Below are 19635 nucleotides of genomic sequence, written 5' to 3' on the forward strand. Positions count from 1 at the left end.
CTTTTGAAGAAAGGCCAACCCTTTGGCTGTTTCGTGATAACGAACAGCAACCGTGATGGAAACAGCAATGAACTGGACCTGGTTTCATAAGCTCGGCTCGCCCAAATGGTTTTACGGCATCAGTGGCAAATTGCTGCCCTGGCTGAGCGTCGCGGCGTTGCTGCTGATCAGCGTCGGCGTGGTCTGGGGCCTGGCCTTCGCACCGCCGGACTACCAGCAAGGCAACAGCTTTCGAATCATCTATATCCACGTTCCCGCCGCCATGCTGGCGCAGTCGATCTACGTGATGCTGGCCGTGTGCGGCGTTGTCGGGCTGGTGTGGAAAATGAAGCTGGCCGACGTCGCCCTGCAATGCGCCGCCCCGGTCGGTGCCTGGATGACCGCGGTGGCGCTGGTTACCGGCGCGATCTGGGGCAAACCGACCTGGGGTTCGTGGTGGGTCTGGGATGCGCGACTTACGTCCATGTTGATTCTGCTGTTTCTGTACTTCGGTCTTATTGCGCTGGGCAACGCCATCAGCAATCGTGACAGCGCGGCCAAGGCTTGCGCGGTGCTGGCCATTGTCGGCGTGATCAACATCCCGATCATCAAATACTCGGTGGAGTGGTGGAACACCCTGCACCAGGGCGCGACCTTCACCCTCACCGAAAAACCGGCGATGCCTGCCGAGATGTGGCTGCCGCTGCTGCTGACGGTGTTGGGTTTCTACTGTTTCTTCGGCGCAGTGCTGTTGCTGCGCATGCGCCTTGAAGTGCTCAAGCGCGAAGCCCGGGCGAGTTGGGTGAAATCCGAAGTACAGAACAGTCTGGAGGCTGCTCGATGAGTTTCGCTTCATTCGGCGACTTTCTCGCCATGGGCCATCACGGCCTGTATGTCTGGTCAGCCTATGGCATAAGCCTGGCCGTGCTGGCCCTTAACGTGGCGGCGCCGATCCTGGCCCGCAAGCGGTATCTGCAACAAGAGGCGCGACGTCTGCGCCGGGAGAACGACCAGTGAATCCGCTGCGTAAAAAGCGTCTTGTCATCATTTTCGCGATCCTGGTGGGTGTCGGCGCTGCTGTCGGCCTGGCCCTGAGCGCCCTGCAGCAGAACATCAATCTGTTTTACACCCCGACCCAGATCGCCAACGGCGAAGCGCCGCAAGACACGCGCATCCGCGCCGGCGGCATGGTCGAAAAAGGTTCGCTGCAACGTTCCGGCGACTCCCTGGATGTGAAATTCATCGTCACCGACTTCAACAAATCCGTGACCATCAGCTACCGCGGCATTCTTCCGGACCTGTTCCGCGAAGGGCAGGGCATCGTTGCCCTCGGCAAGCTCAACGCTGACGGTGTAGTGGTGGCCGACGAAGTGCTGGCCAAGCACGACGAGAAGTACATGCCGCCGGAAGTGACCAAGGCGTTGAAAGACAGTGGTCAGTCGGCACCGACTCCCGCGAAAGAGGGTTAATTGATGACTTCCGCTCTCTATGGTTCAGGGCTGTTCATCCCCGAACTCGGCCACCTGGCCATGATCCTGGCGTTGTGTCTCGCGCTGGTGCAGGCCGTGGTGCCGTTGCTCGGTGCCTGGCGCGGCGACCGTTTGTGGATGAGCCTGGCCCAGCCGGCCGCGTGGGGGCAATTCGCGTTTCTGCTGTTCGCCTTCGGTTGCCTGACTTATGCATTCATGGCGGACGACTTCTCCGTCGCTTATGTGGCCAGCAACTCCAACAGCGCGCTGCCGTGGTACTACAAATTCAGCGCCGTGTGGGGCGCTCACGAAGGGTCGTTGCTGCTGTGGGCGCTGATCCTCGGTGGCTGGACTTTCGCAGTGTCGGTGTTCTCCCGGCAGTTGCCGCAAGTGATGCTGGCCCGGGTGCTGGCGGTGATGGGCATGATCAGCACCGGTTTCCTGCTGTTCCTGATCCTGACCTCCAACCCGTTCACCCGGATCCTGCCGCAGATGCCGGCGGACGGGCGCGACCTCAACCCATTGCTGCAAGACATCGGCCTGATCGTTCACCCGCCGATGCTGTACATGGGTTACGTCGGTTTCTCCGTGGCCTTCGCCTTTGCCATCGCCGCGCTGCTGGGCGGTCGGCTCGATGCGGCGTGGGCGCGCTGGTCCCGTCCGTGGACCATCGTCGCCTGGGCTTTCCTCGGTATCGGTATCACGTTGGGCTCCTGGTGGGCCTACTACGAACTCGGCTGGGGTGGCTGGTGGTTCTGGGACCCGGTGGAAAACGCCTCCTTCATGCCTTGGCTGGTGGGCACCGCGCTGATTCACTCGTTGGCGGTCACGGAAAAACGTGGCGTGTTCAAGAGCTGGACCGTGTTGCTGGCCATCGCCGCGTTCTCTTTGAGCCTGCTGGGGACTTTCCTGGTGCGTTCCGGCGTGCTGACTTCGGTTCATGCTTTTGCCTCCGATCCTGCGCGTGGCGTGTTCATCCTGATTTTCCTGCTGTTTGTGGTCGGTGGTTCGCTGACGCTGTTCGCCCTGCGCGCCCCGGTGGTCAAGAGCCATGTCGGCTTCAACCTGTGGTCCCGGGAAACCCTGTTGCTGGGCAACAACCTGGTGCTGGTGGTGGCGGCTTCGATGATCCTGCTCGGCACCTTGTACCCGCTGATTCTCGATGCGATGACCGGCGCCAAGTTGTCGGTCGGCCCGCCGTACTTCAACGCGCTGTTCATTCCGTTGATGGCGATACTGATGGTGGTGATGGCGGTCGGCATGCTGGTGCGCTGGAAAGACACCCCGGTCAAATGGCTGATGAGCATGCTGACCCCGGTATTACTCGGCAGCGCCGCGCTGGCCGTGGTGGCGGGCGTTGCTTACGGCGATTTCAACTGGGCGGTGCTGGCGACCTTCATGCTTGCCGCCTGGGTATTGCTGGCCGGTGTGCGGGACATTTTCGACAAGACCCGTCACAAGGGCCTGATCAAAGGCCTGCCGACCCTGACCCGCAGCTATTGGGGCATGCAGATCGCGCATTTGGGCATTGCCGTGTGCGCCCTGGGCGTCGTGTTGTCGAGCCAGAACAGTGCCGAGCGTGATCTGCGTCTGGCGCCGGGCGAGTCCATGAGCCTGGCCGGTTATCAGTTTGTGTTCGAAGGCGCCAAGCACTTCGAAGGCCCGAACTTCACCTCCGACAAGGGCACCGTACGGGTGATCCGCGACGGCAAGGAAGTCAGCGTGCTGCACCCGGAAAAGCGCCTGTACACCGTGCAAAGCTCGATGATGACCGAGGCCGGGATCGACGCCGGTTTCACCCGTGACCTGTACGTCGCACTGGGCGAGCCGTTGGGCGAGGGCGCCTGGGCGGTTCGCGTGCACGTCAAACCGTTCGTGCGCTGGATCTGGTTCGGTGGGCTGCTCACAGGTGTAGGCGGGTTGTTGGCGGCGCTGGATCGTCGTTATCGAGTCAAGGTAAAAAGCCGCGTGCGTGAAGCGCTCGGCATGACGGGAGCCACTGCATGAGACGTTGGTTGTTGCTGTTGCCGCTGGCGATTTTTCTGGTGGTTGCTGTTTTCCTGTATCGGGGTCTGTACCTGAACCCGGCCGAGCTGCCCTCGGCGATGATCGACAAACCGTTCCCGGAGTTTTCCCTGCCCTCGGTGCAGGGCGACAAAACCCTGACCAAAGCGGACATCCTGGGTAAACCGGCACTGGTCAATGTGTGGGGCACCTGGTGCATTTCCTGCCGGGTCGAGCACCCGGTGTTGAACAAACTGGCCGAGAAGGGCGTGGTGATCTACGGCATCAACTACAAGGACACCAATGCAGACGCCTTGAAGTGGCTGGCCGAGTTCCACAACCCGTATCAACTGGACATTCGTGACGATGAGGGCACCCTGGGCCTGAACCTCGGCGTGTATGGCGCACCGGAAACCTTCTTCATCGACGCTAAGGGCATCATCCGCGACAAGTTCGTCGGGGTGATCGACGAGCAAGTCTGGCGCGAAAAACTGGCGGCCAAGTATCAGGCGCTGGTCGACGAGGCCAAGCCATGAAGCGCTGGATTGCCGCCGCCGTGCTGGGATTGAGCATGGCCGGCGTGGCCCACGCGGCCATCGATACCTATGAGTTCGCCAAAGAAGGCGATCGCGAACGTTTTCGCGAGCTGACCAAGGAACTGCGTTGCCCCAAGTGCCAGAATCAGGACATCGCCGATTCCAACGCACCGATCGCCGCCGACCTGCGCAAAGAGATTTTCCGCATGCTCGGCGAGGGCAAGGACAACCAGCAGATCATCGACTTCATGGTCGACCGCTACGGTGATTTCGTCCGCTACAAACCTGCCCTCAATGCCAAGACCGCATTGCTCTGGTTCGGCCCGGCCGGCCTGCTGCTGGGCGGTTTTGTGATCATCGCCGTGATCGTCCGCCGTCGTCGCGTGCAACGCGCTGACAGCCCGGACACGCTTTCTTTTGATGAGCGCGAGCGCCTCGACCACCTGTTGGATAAAACCAAGCATGATTGATTTCTGGCTCGCTGCAGGCCTGCTGCTTCTGGTAGCCCTGAGTTTTTTGCTGATCCCCGTTCTGCGCGGTCGTCGCGCCCAGCTTGAAGAGGATCGTACGGCGCTCAACGTCGCGCTTTATCAGGAACGCGTGGCTGAGTTGCAGACTCAGCAGGAAGAGGGCGTGCTCAACGCCGAACAAATGGACGCCGGTCGCGCTGAAGCGGCCCGTGAACTGCTGGCCGACACCGAAGGCGTCGAGGCCCCGCGGGTGTCACGTCTGGGCAAGCCGTTGCCATTGCTGGCGGCGATTCTGGTGCCCGTGTTGGGCCTTGGGCTGTACCTGCATTTCGGTGCCAGCGACAAAGTCGAGCTGACTCGCGAGTTCGCCCAGGCACCGCAGTCGATGGAAGAGATGACCCGTCGCCTGGAGCGTGCGGTGGCGGCCCAACCGGATTCCGCCGAAGGCCTGTACTTCCTCGGCCGTACTTACATGGCTCAGGACCGCCCTGGCGATGCGGCGAAAATCTTCGAACGTACCGTGAACCTGGCCGGTCGCCAGCCGGAACTGCTCGGGCAGTGGGCTCAGGCCCAATACTTCGCCGATGGCAAGAAGTGGTCGGACAAGGTCCAGGCCCTGACTGACGAAGCACTGAAAGCCGATCCGAAGGAAGTCACCAGCCTTGGGTTGCTGGGCATTGCGGCCTTTGAAGGCGAGCGTTATCAGGACGCCATTGACTACTGGAATCGCCTGCTGGTGCAACTGCCCCCGGATGACCAATCCCGTGTAGCGCTGCAAGGCGGCATCGCTCGGGCCGCCGAGAAGCTTGAAGCCAGCGGCGGCAAGGTGGCTCAGGCGCCTGCGGCCAAAGCTGCAGCAATGCTCAAGGTGCATGTTGATCTGGCACCGGACTTGAAAGCCAAGGTTCAGCCCGGCGACAGCGTGTTCATCTTCGCCCGCGCCATCTCTGGCCCACCCGCACCGCTGGCCGCCAAGCGTCTGACGGTCGCCGACTTGCCGGCGACCGTCGAGCTGGGCGATGCCGATGCAATGATGCCCCAGTTGAAACTGTCGAACTTCCCCGAAGTCCAACTGGTTGCGCGTATCTCGCGCGCCGGCCAACCAACAGCCGGCGAATGGATCGGTCGCAGCCAACCTTTGGCCACCAGCACCACCGCGCCACAAAAACTGACCATCGACAGCCCGGATAAATAACAGGAAACGCCACCATGACCGCCTTCGCTCGTATCACTCTCCTCAGCATGATGGTTTTGGGGCTAAGCGCGTGTGCGGTCCAGGAGTACGAACCCGAACGGTTGCCGCCAATCCCGCCCTCGCAGCCGAGCACCAAACCGACCACACCGAGCAAACCGGTCACGCCGAGCAAACCATCGAAGCCGGTGCCACGCACCTCCGCCAGCTTCGCCCCGCCCCCGGGGGGCAACAGCCATTGGGATGCGAAGCTCGGCGTTTACGTCCTCGACAACCAGACCAACACCTTCTACCGCCAGCGCACCTACTACCGCTGGGACAACGGCTGGAGCCGCTCGATCAGCCCGAACGGGCCATGGGAAGAGACAGACATCCATGGCGTACCGGGTGGGTTGGGCAGACAATTCGGGCAGTGAATGGAAACGGCGATCTGAGGATCGCCGTTTTGCTTTTTGGCATTTGAAAAGATCTTGATTGAGCGATTCAACTGCAGTGCCAGGAACTTGAAAGTGTTCTGAGCGCGTGAGTCACATCAGAAAATCTCTCAAGGGAGCGGGGTACAAAACACATGCGTCATATACAGCGGTAAAAGGGGAGTGCCTCACTCGTATCCTGTCCTTAACGCTTGTGCTTGCTCGGCGAGAAGAGTCATTGCTTGCTCGCTGGCTATGTCGCGCTGGGTTTTATAGTCCATCAAATCGGTAAAGCGCACACGTCGGTGCTTGCCGGTTTTGTGGTAGGACAACTCACCGGACTCCAGCAGTTTGATCAGGTGCGGGCGTGAGACATTGAGCAAGTCCGCCGCTTCCTGGGTGGTCAGTTCAGCGTGTACCGGGACCACTTTGACGGCGTTGCCTGCAGCGAGCTCTGCCAGGATGTCGACAAGCAACCGAAGCGCTGAGGTGGGAAGTTCGACGCTGTGTGCTTCATTCTGCTCATCGAAAATCTGGATATGCTGAGTTTCGAATTGGGTGGCGAGGTAGGCAGCCAAGGTGCGCTGACCTTCGATAGCGGCCTGGACCTCACGCTCCATGGGCAGGTTAAGGGGGGGATGGATAACTGGTGACATGATGCTTTCCAATATTCTGAATAATCGATATTGGAAGGCTATTCGAATCAAACGAAAATCGCAATAAACGAAACGACCGGCTTTTCAGCTCCTTATGCAGTCGCGTTAGTGCTGGAGATCGGGTGTGTAGGCTTGCTCGCGAAGGCGGTGTGACATTTAGCAGAAATGTCGACTGACCTGACGCTTTCGCGGGCAATCCCGCTCACACAGGGACTTACGTTTGTTCACGATGTTTCTAACGTTGTTACGCCGTCGCCAGTGCAGGCTTCTCCGAAGCACTCAAAAACCGCAACAACGCCAGCAACGGAAACACGCTGCCGACAATCACGATCCACAACCAGCCGCCCTGTTCGTACACCGCACTGGCCACCGATGAGCCGAACGCGCCGCCGATGAAGATGCTGGTCATGTACAGCGCATTCAGACGACCGCGGCTTTTGGCGTCGAGGGTGTAAACCGCGCGTTGGCCGAGGACCATGTTCATCTGCACGCAGAAATCCAGCACCACGCCCGTCACGGCCAGGCCGATGACGCTGTAGGCCGGGTGGATGAAGGCCGGCAGGAAGCTCAGGCTGGCGAACAGCATGGCCAGTAGCGAGGCGTTGCGGGTGTGTCCTGCATCGGCCAGCCGACCGGCGATGGGCGCGGCAATCGCGCCGATGGCTCCGACCAGGGCGAAGATCGCGATCTGGGTTTGCGACAAGCCATGATTGCGCGTCAGTTCCAGCGGCACGGCGGTCCAGAACAGGCTGAAGGTGGCGAACATACAGGCTTGGTAAAAGGCCCGCTGACGCAAAACCGGTTGTTGGCGCAACAGCGTCCAGAGCGAACCCAGTAACTGGCCATAGGAGGCGCTGTGATCAGGCTGGCGCTTGGGCACCGTCAGGGCCAGCACGATGCTGATCGCTGCCATCAACACTGCGGCGATGACGAACATCGCGCGCCAGCCGAAGTGGTCGGCCACTACGCTGGACACCGGCCGGGCCAGCAGAATCCCCAGCAGCAGGCCGCCCATGATCCCGCCAACCACGCGGCCGCGCGACGCTTCCGGCGTCAGGTGGGCGGCCAGCGGAATCAGGATCTGTACCGACACCGAACTGAACCCCACCAACAACGAGACCAGCAGAAAAACATTCGGCTGATCGGTGAACGCCGCGCCCAGCAGACTGGCAATCGCCACCACGGTGGTGATGATCATCAAGCGGCGGTTTTCCAGCAGGTCACCCAGCGGCACCAGGAAAAACAGACCCAGCGCATAACCAATCTGCGTCAGCGAAACGATCAGGCTGGCCATGGTGTCGGTCAGGCCGATGTCCGGCGCGATCAGGCCGATGATCGGCTGGGCGTAGTAGATGTTGGCGACGATCGCGCCACAACAGAAGGCAAAGAGCAGCACCATCCCTCGGGTCATTGTCGCGGTACCGTGGGGCACCTGAGTCGCTGGATTCATAATGTAGCTCGCTGAACAAGAAGAAGTGCGCAGAGGCTAAACGGCTGGCTAGAGCGGCGGAAGAGGGTTTGGAGTGATAGTCATCATTCCTTTGCGCAATGAGTGACGCCCATGAGCAGTCTGCGATGAATCTGTGCCCGACCATCGGGATCCGATGATACATTCACTGTTCTTCGATAGCGTGCTTATGTTCTCTTTCGTTCCATAAACCGGAAGGCACTTCAACATGAATGCGATGTTCCGTCACCTGATCCGCGGTGCTTCAGTGGTTACCTTGATCAGCTTGTTTACGGCTGGTCTTGTTCAGGCCGGCGACGCACCGGGGATGCGTATCGGTGTGCGCGGCGAGATCACTGGTGTCAGCGCCGACGTGTTGAAAGTCCACGTCAGCAGCGGCGAAAACGTGGTGATCAACCTGACCAAAGACACCAAAATCCGCGCCGTCACCCTGGCCAACATCGAAGACATCAAACCCGGCAGTTACATCGGCTCGGCCGCCGTGCCCCAGGAAGACGGCACTCTCAAAGCCCTGGAAGTCCATGTCTTCCCGCCGGAACTGGCCGGCAGCGGCGACGGCCATCGGCCTTTTGATCTGGTCAAGGGCAGCAGCATGACCAACGGCAGCGTGGGTGATCTGGTGGTCAGCAACGGCCGGGTTCTGACCGTTAACTACAAGGGCGGTCAGCAGAGGATTCTGGTGCCGGAAGATGTGCCGATCGTCAATCTGATGCCGGGCAGTCGCAGCCTGCTGAAGGTGGGCGTGAAGATCGTGACGTTCGTGACCCAGAGTGCCGACGGGGCGCTCACCGCCCAATCGATTGCAGCCGGCAAGGACGGCGTAACCCCACCGATGTAGGGTAATGCCAGTCAGTCAAGGCGTAGAACCTGTGGGAGCGTGGCTTGCCCGCGAAGAACGATGACGCGTAATACCTGAAAAACCACGGTGCATTCTTCACGGGCAAACCACATTCCCACAGGATTGTCGTCGCTCAAGTTTTTCATTGAGCTCAGGAATTACTGACCGCTGTAAATCTGATCGAAAACCCCGCCATCATTGAAGTGGGTCTTCTGCACAGTGCGCCAGTCACCAAAGGTCTTCTCCACCGACAGGAAATCCACTTTCGGGAAACGATCGGTGTACTTCGCCAACACCGCCGGATCACGCGGTCGCAGGTAATTGGCGGCGGCAATTTCCTGACCTTCCGGGGACCACAGGTATTTCAGATATTCCTCGGCAGCGGCGCGAGTGCCTTTCTTCTCGACGACTTTGTCGACCACCGACACCGGCGGCTCGGCTTCAGCGGAAACACTCGGGTAAATCACTTCGAACTGATCACGACCAAACTCGCGAGCAATCATTTCCGCTTCGTTTTCGAAGGTCACCAGCACGTCGCCGATCTGGTTGGTCATGAAAGTAGTCGTGGCGGCGCGGCCACCGGTATCCAGCACCGGCGCTTGTTTGAACAGTTTGCCGACGAAGGCTTTTGCCTTGTTTTCGTCACCGCCGTTTTTCAGCACATAGCCCCAGGCCGAGAGGTAGGTGTAGCGGCCGTTGCCCGAGGTTTTCGGGTTGGGGACGATCACCTGTACGCCGTCCTTGAGCAGGTCCGGCCAGTCTTTCAGGGCTTTGGGGTTGCCTTTGCGCACGATGAACACAGTGGCCGAGGTGAATGGCGCGCTGTTGTTCGGCAGGCGCGTGACCCAGTTGTCCGGGACCAGTTTGCCATTGTCCGCCAGGGCGTTGATGTCGGTGGCCATGTTCATGGTGATGACGTCAGCCGGCAGGCCGTCGATCACTGAACGCGCCTGTTTGCTGGAGCCGCCGAAGGACATCTGCAGCGTGATGTTTTCGTTGTGCTCGGCTTGCCAGTGTTTCTGGAAGGCAGCGTTGTAGTCCTTGTAGAAATCTCGCATCACGTCGTAGGAAACGTTCAGCAGGGTCGGTGCAGCCTGAGCCACGCCGCTCAAGGCCAGGCCAGCGGCCAGAAGTGAGGCGCCAAAGAGTTTTTTCACTGCGCATTCCTTGTGTTATCAAATATGTTCTTTGGAAAGTATTGGCAATTTGCCAGCGACTATAGCCGGACTCGCATAGTCGTTTAAAGATTAAAAAACACTTTGCTTATTCCATTTTCTTGAACAGCGCATTGCCACAACGAGAGCAGAACGCCGCGCTGTGTTCGTGGCTGTTTTTCTTGCAGATCGGGCAATCGTGTTGCAGTTGTTCACCACGCATGGCGTTGGCCAGTTCCGCGGTAAAGATCCCCGTCGGCACGGCGATGATCGAGTAACCGGTGATCATCACCAGGGATGAAATCACCTGTCCCAGCGGCGTCTTCGGCACGATGTCGCCAAAACCCACGGTGGTCAGCGTCACGATAGCCCAATAGATCCCTTTGGGAATGCTGGTGAAGCCGTGCTCCGGGCCTTCGATCACGTACATCAAGGTGCCGAACACCGTCACCAGGGTGCTGACGCTGAGCAGAAACACCACGATCTTCTGCTTGCTGCCGCGCAACGCCGACATCAAATAGTTGGCTTGTTTCAGATACGGGCTGAGCTTGAGCACGCGGAAAATCCGCAACATCCGAATGATCCGGATGATCAGCAGGTACTGCGCATCGCTGTAATACAGGGCGAGGATGCCGGGTACGATCGCCAGCAAATCCACCAACCCATAGAAGCTGAAGGCGTAACGCAAGGGTTTCGGCGAGCAGTACAGGCGCAGGCCATATTCGATGACGAAAATGACGGTGAAGCCCCATTCGATGTACGCCAGCACGTCGGCGTAGTTCTGGTGAACGCTGTCGATGCTGTCCAGCACCACGATCACCAGGCTGGCGAGGATGATCAGCAACAGCGTGCTGTCAAAGCGCCGTCCAGCCACTGTGTCGCTCTGGAAAATCATGACGTAGAGGCGATGGCGCCAGTCGTTGTTGTTTTCCATAAGGTCGTGCCCAAGCCGAAAATGAGAGAAGCCTGGGTGATTGGCGAGGATTGCGCAAGCTGGACGCTGGGTACGCCATGTTTAGCCGGTTTTGGTCGTTCATCGCTTCAGAAATTGACTATCTCGTCGATATATCGACTTCCCACAGACCAAAACCCTTTGTCTTGATGTGCGGCTTGGATTTCAGGCGATGGATTTCAGAACCTCACGGAAGTGATATGGATAACAAGTTTTTCAAGAAAAGCGTGCTGGCAATGGTTGTCAGCGCTTCGACCGTTCAGGCCTTTGCCAGCGAGTACGATCTGAGCCAGGGTTTCAAGGACTGGACTGGTCAAACTCTTAATGAAACGCTGACTCTCACCGGGCAACGGACTCGCCAGAGCAACACGGACAACAAAGGTGTCACGTTCTTCCAGAACACCGTCGCGGGCTCACTCATTAACCGGGGCGACTTCACTTTCGACGCTCAAGGCGCGACGGTGACCGGGATCGGACTGGATGTCGGTTTCTTCAACTCCAGCGGCAGCAACATTCAGGGTGACTTCATCAATGCCGGCAAGCTTTCTCTTTCCAACGTGAATAGCGCTGAGGGAATCGAGATCGCCAATACCACTATCACCGGCAATGTCATCAACGCCGGGACTGTCTCCATCACCCAGGCATCGGGAGCCAATATCTATGGCTCGCCTGAGGGTATCTACCTCCATGGGACCACTATTGGCGGCGATCTGATCAACAGTGGTGTTGTCGATGTGCAGGGCAACGATGCCGTGGGGCTGATTCTGGATTCCCATTCCGGGCATCCCGTGAGCATCACCGGCAAGCTTCTCAACTCAGGAACGATTCGTGCCACGGGTCAGAACGCCTCCGCTTTTCATGTCGAGACCCAAACCAGCGCGTTGAGGATCGAGAACAGCGGCTCGATCATGAGCGTCGGCAAGAACGCCGAGGCTATCGGGTTTTTGGATGGTTCAGTCGATTATTTGCTCAACACCGGGACTATTGAGGCATCGGGTGAAGACGCCGTTGGCATCAAGCTCGGCGGTGCCACTTTCACGCAGAATGCTGTGTCTGGCGCTCGGGGCATTATCAACTCCGGCAATATCACTGCGGACGGTGTTGCGATCCGGGTCGATGCGGACCAGACATCAGCGTTCGAGATCAACCAGCAAGGTGGCGAAATTCGCAGCAATCATGCGGCGGCCATCGATGGCGCAGGGTTGGCGCAACTGAACTGGACCGGCGGTGCAATCAAGGGCGATCTGCTCAATCTCAATGGGGTGAATGTGGCGGGTCAAGCCAATTACACCGGTAGCAAGATTGGCAGCACGGTTTCCATCGTTTCGGGATCCCTGAACCTTCAGAACCAGGGGGTCGTAATTACCGGTGACCTGAACGTCGGAGCCAACAGTGGCATCGATATGTTGCTTTCGGATCGCGTCACGCCCGGCACGCCCTATTTGACGGTGGACGGCAAGGCGACCTTCGCTCAGTCCTCCAAAGTGACGTTGAATGCCAAACCAGGTGATTTCACGCCGACCGCTGCCGGCACTCAATACACGCTGGTCAAGGCCGGCAGCCTGCAGAACAACGGGTTGAGCGTTACCAGTTCGTCCTCGTTGTTGAACGTCGCCAGCTATACAACCGATGCCCAGACCGTCAACGCGCTGGTCACACTGAAAAGTGACAGTCAGGTGGATGAAGAGCAGGGGAACGTCGGCACCTCCCGCAGCACCCGCCAGATCCTCAATCGCTTCAAGAATGGCCCGCTGGGACAATTGAACAGTGATGATGCGGTCTTCAAAGCCTTTGCCAACGCCTCTTCCCAAGAGGCGCTGGCGAAGCTCGGTGAGCAACTGGCGCCGGAAGTCAGCCGTGGGGCGGTCAATGCGGCAGTATCGGGTCAGGCGATGATGAATGGAGCGATCAGCAACCGCGTGTCCGGTCTGCGCTCGGGGCTCTCATCAGGGGATTCACTGGCAGATACCGGCGTGTGGGTTCAGGGATTGAGCAGCAATCAGGATCAGGACAGCCGTGATGCAGTCGCCGGTTATTCGGCCAACAGCAGCGGTATTGCTGTCGGGGCGGACGGCAAGCTGAATGCCAACTCCACCGTGGGTCTGGCCTATTCGTATCTGAACACCAACGTCACCTCCGATACTGGAAATAAGACCGATGTACAGGGCCAGGCATTGACGCTGTACGGTAGCTGGGATCTGCGCAACTGGTTTGTCGATGGCAGCCTCAGTTACGGGCGCAATGACAACGACAGCAAACGCTATATTGCCGACAGCGCGGCCAAAGCCAGCTACAACAGTGACGCGTGGGCACTGAGCGCCTTGAGCGGTTACACCTTCAAACTCACTGACCAACTGATTGTCGAACCGCGTGTTGCCGCACGCTACACCAATATTCAGCTGGACAGCTTTAATGAGCATGGCTCATCGGCCGCCTTGCACTCCAATGCCCAGCGCTTCGAAATTGGCGAGTTGGGCGCCGGGTTGCGAATGGCCGCTGACGTGCCATTGCTCAATGGCACCCTCACACCTGAAGCGAGCGTGATGGCTTACCACGACTTTATCGGTGACCAGATCAGTCAGACCTCCAGTTTCATCCTGGGGGGCTCGCCTTTCATTGTTGCGGGAGCCAGTCCGGTGCGTGATAGTTATGAAGGGCGCATAGGGGTGAAGTATCAAGTTGATGCTCTAACCCTGGGGACCAACTATAGCTATCAAGCGAAGAGCGGTTTTAACGCCGACACCTTTACCGTTGAAGCGCGCTACGCTTTTTGATCGACTGGATCGCAACGGTTCGCGCTGGCGGATCGTTGCGTCTGATCAACAGGTTCAAACCATGTTTAAAGCACTGGCCGCTATCGGTTTCACGGTTTTCGGGCTTAGCGGGTGCGCGGGTAAAGTCGATTTGCAGGCGGTAAGCCAAGGCTCCTCGCTTAGTCCTGGCACGCTCGATAGTTCACCTTACACACTCATGGCCTTGCTACCGCCACCAGGGGGCTACAAGCATCTGCGTGTTTACATTGAAGGCGATGGTCGGGCATGGGCGACACGATCTCAACCGAGTATCGACCCGACCCCTCGAGTGTCCTTGATGGCGAAATTGGCCGCTGGAGATCGGGGGCCCAGTGCCTATCTGGCGCGCCCTTGTCAGTTCGTGGCATCACCGGGTTGCAATACTGATTTGTGGACTTCCGGTCGTTTCAATTCATCAGTCATGGAGGCCATGAACACAGCCCTTGATCGTCTGAAAAGCCGCTTTGCAGTGGAGCAGTTCGAACTGGTCGGATATTCGGGCGGCGCAGCGATTGCCTTGGTCCTTGCGGGGACTCGTAACGACGTCACTCAAGTGCAAACAATTGCCGGGAATCTCGACCCGGTAAAGTGGGCTGAGCTGATGCAGCTCGCGCCATTCTCGAAGCCGGTGACACCTCTGCAATTTCGCGACAAGTTGCGTGCGCTCCCGCAACGTCATTTCATTGGTTTGAATGACAAGGTCGTGCCGCCTCAAATGCTCCAGGTCTACACCACGCAGCTTCAGGGCAAATGCCTGGAAGCCGTCGAAACTCTCGCCACCCACGATCAGGGATACGATGAAAGTTGGGGCGCGCGGTCGGACCTGCCGATGGCTTGTGAGACTGATCCATTGCGCTGAATGCAATTTCAGCCCTTTCAGGCGCCCCCATTGATTCAGCGATCAATAGCGCAAGGCGTCGACAGCGGCCTGACGCAACACCCGAATGCCTGCGCGAATCAGCCAGCAGGCAAGAATGAACGGCGCGGTCAGCGTTGCCAGGCCCAGCGCGGCGAATCCCGGTGTGAGCAATACCGCGAGCAGAATACCGAGCAGCGGCAACCACCGTTGGCGGCGTTGCGCGCTGAAGGCGAGGGCGGCGAGTACTGGGTTGTAGCCGCTCAAGCCCTGCAAGGCGCTGGAGGTGTCGTGATGCAACAAGGCGAAACCCAGGCCGGCGGCGGAGCCGAGCAGCGCCCACGCAAAGGCACGGCGGTCGGCGATCAGCAACCCGGCGGCAATCAGCGCGCCGGCCAGGGGATGGCCGAGAAACATGACTTGCCCCAGGCCTTTCAATTCGGCGGCGAGCAGGTTGAGGCTGTTCAGTTCGATCAGAGAAACGGATTGCTGTGGCGCGGCAAAGCCGAGCAACAACCAACTCAACCCAACGAAAGGTGCGGTGTAGGCCGGTAGACATTGATGATCGCGGGCACCTTTGAGCCATTGCTGGGTGAGCATCGCACTCAGGCCGCCGCAGGCGATGATCAGCGGTGGCAACAGCGCTGACCAAGGGAAATACAGGCTCAGCAGCAGACCGAGCAAAATGCCGTTGTAACTGAATAGCCCGGCCTGACGATTGGCCTTGGCATAGCCGCGACGTTGCGCAGTGAGCAACCCGGCGACACCTCCCAGCAGCGCACCGCCGAGCAGAGCGGGCGCGGTGAACAGAATCGCTAATAGACACAACAGCCCGCACAGCGGATGACGCTGGAGGAAAATCTGGCTGAAGCCGTTGAGCAGGGCGGTGGCCCAGTCGGGGCAGTGGGTGTTGAAGTGGTTGGTGGGCATTTTAGGTCTGTGTGTCTGAGGGACCGAGTCGCCAGCTTCGCGAGCAAGCCCGCTCCCACATTGGTCTTGTGTCGACCACAGATTAAATGTGGGAGCGGGCTTGCTCGCGAAGAGGCCGGTACAGGCGCTAAATCAACGTCTCGATGCGCAACGAGTTGGTCGACCCCGGCTGCCCGAACGGCACCCCCGCCGTAATCAGCAACGTATCCCCGCGCTGAGCCATCCCCTGCGCCTGGGCGATTTCCAGCGCCGTCGAGCACACTTCATCCACCTGCCGCAGCCGGTCATTGACCACCGAGTGCACGCCCCACGCCACGGTCAACCGGCGAGCGGTCTGCAGATTCGGCGTCAGGTTGAGGATCGGTACCGTCGGCCGCTCCCGCGCCGCCCGCAGGCTCGAGGTGCCGGACTCGCTGTAGTTCACCAGCACCGCCACCGGCAGCACGTTGCTGATGCGGCGGATCGCGCAACTGATCGCGTCCGACACCGTGGCCTCGGCTTTCGGCCGGCTCACGTCCAGTTGGGTCTGATAGTCGGGACCGTTTTCCACCTGGCGGATGATCTTGCTCATCATCTGCACGGCTTCCAGCGGGTACTCGCCGGACGCGGTTTCCGCCGACAGCATCACCGCGTCCGCGCCTTCGGCCACTGCATTGGCGACGTCGGTGACTTCGGCGCGGGTCGGGGCTGGGGAGAAGCGCATCGACTCCAGCATCTGCGTCGCCACCACCACCGGTTTGCCGAGTTGGCGGCAGGTGCCGATGATGTTTTTCTGAATCTGCGGCACGCTTTCGGCCGGTACTTCCACGCCCAGATCACCGCGTGCGACCATGATCGCATCGCTCAATTCCGCGATTTCCCGCAGCTGAGTCACTGCCGATGGCTTCTCGATCTTCGCCATCAGAAAAGCTTTGTCGCCGATCAGCGCACGGGCCTCGCGGATATCTTCCGGGCGCTGCACGAACGACAGCGCGACCCAGTCCACACCCAACTCCAGACCGAAGCTCAAATCACGGCGGTCCTTGGCGGTCAACGGGCTCAGGTCGAGTACCGCTTGTGGCACGTTGACGCCTTTGCGATCCGACAATTCGCCGCCGTTGAGCACCGTGGTATCGATGGCGTCGGCGTACTTGGTCACCACCCGCAGGCGCAGCTTGCCGTCATCCAGCAGCAGGTCCATGCCGGGTTCCAGCGCGGCGATGATTTCCGGGTGAGGCAAGTTGACCCGGCGCTCGTCCCCCGGCGTCGCATCCAGATCCAGTCGCAGCGCCTGGCCGCGATATAGCTGCACTTTGCCCTGGGCGAATTTGCCGACCCGCAGTTTCGGGCCTTGCAGGTCCATCAAAATGCCCAAGGGGTAATTCAGCTGGCGCTCGACCTCACGAATCCACTGATAGCGCTGCGCGTGGTCGGTGTGATCGCCGTGGCTGAAATTCAGGCGAAAGATATTCACCCCGGCGCGCACCAGTTCACGGATATCGTCGATCCCGTCGGTGGCCGGGCCGAGGGTGGCGAGGATTTTAACCTTCTTGTCAGGCGTCATGTTTAGGGCTCTCGAGGATCAGTATGGCGCGGAAGTCGTTGACGTTGGTGCGGGTCGGCTCGGTGACGATCAGTGCATCGAGCGCCGCGAAGTAGCCATAGCCATTGTTATTGTCCAGTTCATCGCTGGCGCTCAAACCGAGAGCTGCGGCGTGGGCGTAGCTGTCCGGAGTCATGAGGGCGCCGGCATTGTCTTCGGAGCCGTCGATACCATCGGTGTCACCGGCCAGGGCGTAGACGCCGGGCAGGCCCTTGAGGCTGTCGGTCAGGCTCAGGAGGAATTCGGCATTACGCCCGCCACGGCCATTGCCGCGCACCGTGACGGTGGTTTCGCCGCCGGACAGAATCACGCACGGCGCCGCCAGCGGCTGGCCGTGCTGGAGGATCTGCCGCGCAATGCCGGCGTGGACCTTCGCCACTTCCCGGGATTCACCTTCCAGGTCGCCGAGAATCAACGGGCTGAAACCAGCCTGACGGGCTTTCACCGCCGCCGCTTCCAGTGATTGCTGCGGACGGGCGATCAATTGGAAGTGACTGCGGGCCAGGCTCGGATCGCCGGGTTTGACCGTCTCCGACTCGGGGCTTTGCAGCCAGTTGCGCACCGAGGCCGGGACTTCGATGGCATAACGCTTGAGGATCGCCAACGCTTCAGCCGAGGTGCTCGGGTCGGCCACGGTGGGGCCGGAGGCGATGACGGTGGCGAGATCGCCCGGCACATCGGAAATTGCATAGGTGTAAACCGTGGCGGGCCAGCAGGCTTTGCCCAGACGCCCACCTTTGATCGCCGAGAGGTGCTTGCGCACGCAGTTCATCTCACCGATGGTCGCGCCGGATTTGAGTAGCGCTTTGTTGATCGATTGCTTGTCGGCCAGGGTGATGCCGGCGGCGGGCAAGGCGAGCAGGGCAGAGCCACCGCCCGAGAGCAGGAAGATCACACGGTCGTCTTCGCTCAGGTTGCTGACCAGTTCCAGAACCCGTTTCGCGACGGCCAGACCGGCAGCGTCCGGCACCGGATGCGCGGCTTCGACCACTTCGATTTTTTCGCACGGGGCGCCGTGGCCGTAGCGGGTCACCACCAGGCCTGTCACTTCACCCTGCCAGCAGCGCTCGACCACCTGGGCCATGGCGGCCGCGGCTTTACCGGCACCGATAACGATCACCCGGCCGCTGCGGTCGGTTGGCAAATGGGCTTCAAGGACGTGCTGCGGATGGGCCGCGTCGATGGCTGTGGCAAACAGCTCGCGCAGCAATTGTTGCGGATCGACCGACATGGCGGGCTCCCGGAATTCTTGTTATTGGAGGGCGACTCGGTTCCCTGTGGGAGCGGCCTGTGGTGGGGGGGCTTGCCCCCGTTTGAGTGCGTAGCGCTCACAAAGTCTTTGGTGTATCAGAGATTTTGGGGCTGCTTCGCAACTCAACGGGGGCAAGCCCCCTCGCCACAGGCCCGCGCCCACAGGTTTTTGCGCAGGGCGTTATTTATCGCGAATTGAGAAGTTCGCCATGTGTTCCAGGCCCTTGATCAGCGCCGAGTGATCCCAGTTGCTGCCACCGATGGCCGCGCAGGTGCTGAACACCTGTTGGGTATTGGCGGTGTTCGGCAGGTTGATGTTTAGCTCGCGGGCACCGGCCAGGGCCAGGTTCAGGTCCTTCTGGTGCAGGCTGATGCGGAAGCCTGGATCGAAGGTGCCTTTGATCATGCGTTCACCGTGCACTTCAAGGATCTTCGACGAGGCGAAGCCACCCATCAGTGCTTCACGGACCTTGGCCGGATCAGCACCGTTTTTCGAGGCGAACAACAGCGCTTCGGCCACAGCCTGGATGTTCAGCGCGACGATGATCTGGTTCGCCACTTTCGCGGTTTGCCCGTCGCCATTGCCGCCGACCAGGGTGATGTTCTTGCCCATGGCCTGGAACAGCGGCAGGGCACGTTCGAAGGCGTCGGCGTCACCACCGACCATGATGCTCAGGGTCGCGGCCTTGGCGCCGACTTCACCGCCGGAAACCGGCGCGTCGAGGTATTGCGCGCCTTTCTCGTTGATTTTGGCGGCGAAGGTTTTGGTGGCCGTCGGCGAGATCGAGCTCATGTCGATCACGACTTTGCCTTTGCCGACGCCCGCCGCAACACCGTCGGCGCGGAACAGCACGTCATCGACCTGCGGGGTATCCGGCACCATGACGATGATGAATTCGGCTTCCTGGGCGACTTCTTTCGGGTTTGCCAGCGCGACGGCGCCAGCAGCCACCAGGTCGGCAGGCGCGGGGTCGTGGTGCGCCGACAGGAACAGGCTGTGACCGGCTTTCTGCAGGTTCAACGCCATTGGGTGGCCCATGATGCCGGTGCCGATGAATCCGATTTTAGCCATGAGAAAATCCTCTTGTTTTTA

General features: G+C 59.9%; 19 protein-coding genes and 1 pseudogene. 11 read left to right on the forward strand and 9 right to left on the reverse strand.

Annotated elements, in window-relative coordinates; genetic code table 11:
• The first annotated feature begins 67 nt into the window (after window positions 1-67).
• Genes PSH64_RS07960 through PSH64_RS07995 form a run of 8 tightly spaced genes read left to right on the forward strand, consistent with a single transcriptional unit; the run spans window position 68 to window position 6066 of the window.
• Entirely contained in the window at window positions 68-823 is a 756-nt protein-coding gene (locus tag PSH64_RS07960) for a heme ABC transporter permease (RefSeq protein WP_305480397.1), read from the forward strand.
• Window positions 820-996: a heme exporter protein CcmD gene (gene ccmD, locus PSH64_RS07965; protein WP_105339826.1), complete on the forward strand. Its 177-nt coding sequence runs from the start codon at window positions 820-822 to the stop codon at window positions 994-996. Before PSH64_RS07960 ends, ccmD begins: the two co-directional genes overlap by 4 nt.
• The gene (gene ccmE, locus PSH64_RS07970) at window positions 993-1448 is read left to right on the forward strand and encodes a cytochrome c maturation protein CcmE (protein WP_105339825.1); all 456 of its coding nucleotides are present in this window, start codon (window positions 993-995) and stop codon (window positions 1446-1448) included. Before ccmD ends, ccmE begins: the two co-directional genes overlap by 4 nt.
• A 3-nt stretch (window positions 1449-1451) precedes the next feature.
• Window positions 1452-3455 carry a heme lyase CcmF/NrfE family subunit gene (locus PSH64_RS07975; RefSeq protein WP_305480398.1) on the forward strand — a complete coding sequence of 668 codons (2004 nt, stop codon included), beginning with the start codon at window positions 1452-1454 and terminating at the stop codon, window positions 3453-3455.
• Window positions 3452-3988: a DsbE family thiol:disulfide interchange protein gene (locus PSH64_RS07980; protein WP_105339823.1), complete on the forward strand. Its 537-nt coding sequence runs from the start codon at window positions 3452-3454 to the stop codon at window positions 3986-3988. Before PSH64_RS07975 ends, PSH64_RS07980 begins: the two co-directional genes overlap by 4 nt.
• Complete coding sequence (locus tag PSH64_RS07985) at window positions 3985-4458, forward strand: cytochrome c-type biogenesis protein (protein ID WP_018925074.1); 474 nt, start codon at window positions 3985-3987, stop codon at window positions 4456-4458. Before PSH64_RS07980 ends, PSH64_RS07985 begins: the two co-directional genes overlap by 4 nt.
• Window positions 4451-5653: a c-type cytochrome biogenesis protein CcmI gene (ccmI, locus tag PSH64_RS07990; RefSeq protein WP_105339822.1), complete on the forward strand. Its 1203-nt coding sequence runs from the start codon at window positions 4451-4453 to the stop codon at window positions 5651-5653. Before PSH64_RS07985 ends, ccmI begins: the two co-directional genes overlap by 8 nt.
• A 14-nt stretch (window positions 5654-5667) precedes the next feature.
• Window positions 5668-6066, forward strand: coding sequence for a hypothetical protein (locus tag PSH64_RS07995; RefSeq protein ID WP_064619435.1), 399 nt, complete (start codon window positions 5668-5670; stop codon window positions 6064-6066).
• 114 nt (window positions 6067-6180) lie between these two features.
• Here the strand turns inward: PSH64_RS07995 and PSH64_RS08000 are convergent.
• The 3 genes and pseudogenes from PSH64_RS08000 to PSH64_RS08010 form a co-directional block, all read right to left on the reverse strand.
• Window positions 6181-6255, reverse strand: a pseudogene (locus tag PSH64_RS08000) (PIN domain-containing protein); the annotation flags it as partial.
• The gene (locus PSH64_RS08005; RefSeq protein ID WP_305480399.1) at window positions 6252-6719 is read right to left on the reverse strand and encodes a helix-turn-helix domain-containing protein; all 468 of its coding nucleotides are present in this window, start codon (window positions 6717-6719) and stop codon (window positions 6252-6254) included. The pseudogene PSH64_RS08000 and the gene PSH64_RS08005, both read right to left, overlap by 4 nt.
• Before the next feature lie 244 nt (window positions 6720-6963).
• Window positions 6964-8169, reverse strand: coding sequence for an MFS transporter (locus PSH64_RS08010; RefSeq protein ID WP_305480400.1), 1206 nt, complete (start codon window positions 8167-8169; stop codon window positions 6964-6966).
• A 226-nt stretch (window positions 8170-8395) separates the two neighbouring features.
• Here PSH64_RS08010 and PSH64_RS08015 point away from each other — a divergent pair, with 226 nt between their 5' ends.
• A complete protein-coding gene (locus tag PSH64_RS08015) occupies window positions 8396-9025 on the forward strand; it encodes a hypothetical protein (protein WP_105339820.1) in 630 nt (209 codons plus the stop codon).
• Window positions 9026-9183: 158 nt separating this feature from the next.
• Here the strand turns inward: PSH64_RS08015 and PSH64_RS08020 are convergent, their stop codons facing one another.
• On the reverse strand, window positions 9184-10182 hold the full coding sequence (locus PSH64_RS08020; protein ID WP_105339819.1) for a sulfate ABC transporter substrate-binding protein: 999 nt from the start codon (window positions 10180-10182) through the stop codon (window positions 9184-9186).
• Window positions 10183-10288: 106 nt separating this feature from the next.
• Window positions 10289-11113: an ion transporter gene (locus tag PSH64_RS08025; RefSeq protein WP_305480401.1), complete on the reverse strand. Its 825-nt coding sequence runs from the start codon at window positions 11111-11113 to the stop codon at window positions 10289-10291.
• A gap of 218 nt (window positions 11114-11331) precedes the next feature.
• On the opposite strand from PSH64_RS08025, the gene PSH64_RS08030 reads away from it, so the two are divergent.
• The gene (locus PSH64_RS08030; protein ID WP_305481123.1) at window positions 11332-13905 is read left to right on the forward strand and encodes an autotransporter outer membrane beta-barrel domain-containing protein; all 2574 of its coding nucleotides are present in this window, start codon (window positions 11332-11334) and stop codon (window positions 13903-13905) included.
• A gap of 61 nt (window positions 13906-13966) precedes the next feature.
• Window positions 13967-14782 (forward strand): alpha/beta hydrolase, encoded by an 816-nt coding sequence (locus tag PSH64_RS08035; RefSeq protein ID WP_305480402.1) that lies wholly within the window; start codon window positions 13967-13969, stop codon window positions 14780-14782.
• Between the two features lie 42 nt (window positions 14783-14824).
• On the opposite strand, the gene PSH64_RS08040 is transcribed toward PSH64_RS08035, so the two are convergent.
• The 4 genes from PSH64_RS08040 to PSH64_RS08055 all read right to left on the reverse strand — a co-directional run bounded on the left by PSH64_RS08040 (window position 14825) and on the right by PSH64_RS08055 (window position 19614).
• Complete coding sequence (locus tag PSH64_RS08040; protein ID WP_305480403.1) at window positions 14825-15709, reverse strand: urea transporter; 885 nt, start codon at window positions 15707-15709, stop codon at window positions 14825-14827.
• A 127-nt stretch (window positions 15710-15836) separates the two neighbouring features.
• Complete coding sequence (gene pyk, locus PSH64_RS08045; RefSeq protein ID WP_305480404.1) at window positions 15837-17252, reverse strand: pyruvate kinase; 1416 nt, start codon at window positions 17250-17252, stop codon at window positions 15837-15839.
• Window positions 17242-18522 carry a glycerate kinase gene (locus PSH64_RS08050; protein WP_305480405.1) on the reverse strand — a complete coding sequence of 427 codons (1281 nt, stop codon included), beginning with the start codon at window positions 18520-18522 and terminating at the stop codon, window positions 17242-17244. Before PSH64_RS08050 ends, pyk begins: the two co-directional genes overlap by 11 nt.
• Window positions 18523-18723: 201 nt before the next feature.
• Entirely contained in the window at window positions 18724-19614 is an 891-nt protein-coding gene (locus PSH64_RS08055) for a 2-hydroxy-3-oxopropionate reductase (RefSeq protein WP_305480406.1), read from the reverse strand.
• Between the last annotated feature and the right edge of the window lie 21 nt (window positions 19615-19635).

The sequence above is a fragment of the Pseudomonas sp. FP1742 genome (assembly GCF_030687145.1).
Classification (GTDB): Bacteria; Pseudomonadota; Gammaproteobacteria; order Pseudomonadales; family Pseudomonadaceae; genus Aquipseudomonas; species Aquipseudomonas frederiksbergensis_D.

What these genes read in the sequence shown, in the direction of transcription:
- PSH64_RS08010 (WP_305480400.1), bottom strand. Translation starts at nt 8,169, where the DNA reads ATGAATCCAGCGACTCAGGTGCCCCACGGTACCGCGACAATGACCCGA.
- PSH64_RS07985 (WP_018925074.1), top strand. Translation starts at nt 3,985, where the DNA reads ATGAAGCGCTGGATTGCCGCCGCCGTGCTGGGATTGAGCATGGCCGGC.
- PSH64_RS08015 (WP_105339820.1), top strand. Translation starts at nt 8,396, where the DNA reads ATGAATGCGATGTTCCGTCACCTGATCCGCGGTGCTTCAGTGGTTACC.
- pyk (WP_305480404.1), bottom strand. Translation starts at nt 17,252, where the DNA reads ATGACGCCTGACAAGAAGGTTAAAATCCTCGCCACCCTCGGCCCGGCC.
- PSH64_RS07995 (WP_064619435.1), top strand. Translation starts at nt 5,668, where the DNA reads ATGACCGCCTTCGCTCGTATCACTCTCCTCAGCATGATGGTTTTGGGG.
- PSH64_RS08035 (WP_305480402.1), top strand. Translation starts at nt 13,967, where the DNA reads ATGTTTAAAGCACTGGCCGCTATCGGTTTCACGGTTTTCGGGCTTAGC.
- PSH64_RS07960 (WP_305480397.1), top strand. Translation starts at nt 68, where the DNA reads ATGAACTGGACCTGGTTTCATAAGCTCGGCTCGCCCAAATGGTTTTAC.
- PSH64_RS08050 (WP_305480405.1), bottom strand. Translation starts at nt 18,522, where the DNA reads ATGTCGGTCGATCCGCAACAATTGCTGCGCGAGCTGTTTGCCACAGCC.
- PSH64_RS08055 (WP_305480406.1), bottom strand. Translation starts at nt 19,614, where the DNA reads ATGGCTAAAATCGGATTCATCGGCACCGGCATCATGGGCCACCCAATG.
- PSH64_RS08030 (WP_305481123.1), top strand. Translation starts at nt 11,332, where the DNA reads ATGGATAACAAGTTTTTCAAGAAAAGCGTGCTGGCAATGGTTGTCAGC.
- PSH64_RS07975 (WP_305480398.1), top strand. Translation starts at nt 1,452, where the DNA reads ATGACTTCCGCTCTCTATGGTTCAGGGCTGTTCATCCCCGAACTCGGC.
- PSH64_RS07980 (WP_105339823.1), top strand. Translation starts at nt 3,452, where the DNA reads ATGAGACGTTGGTTGTTGCTGTTGCCGCTGGCGATTTTTCTGGTGGTT.
- PSH64_RS08005 (WP_305480399.1), bottom strand. Translation starts at nt 6,719, where the DNA reads ATGTCACCAGTTATCCATCCCCCCCTTAACCTGCCCATGGAGCGTGAG.
- ccmD (WP_105339826.1), top strand. Translation starts at nt 820, where the DNA reads ATGAGTTTCGCTTCATTCGGCGACTTTCTCGCCATGGGCCATCACGGC.
- PSH64_RS08040 (WP_305480403.1), bottom strand. Translation starts at nt 15,709, where the DNA reads ATGCCCACCAACCACTTCAACACCCACTGCCCCGACTGGGCCACCGCC.
- ccmI (WP_105339822.1), top strand. Translation starts at nt 4,451, where the DNA reads ATGATTGATTTCTGGCTCGCTGCAGGCCTGCTGCTTCTGGTAGCCCTG.
- PSH64_RS08025 (WP_305480401.1), bottom strand. Translation starts at nt 11,113, where the DNA reads ATGGAAAACAACAACGACTGGCGCCATCGCCTCTACGTCATGATTTTC.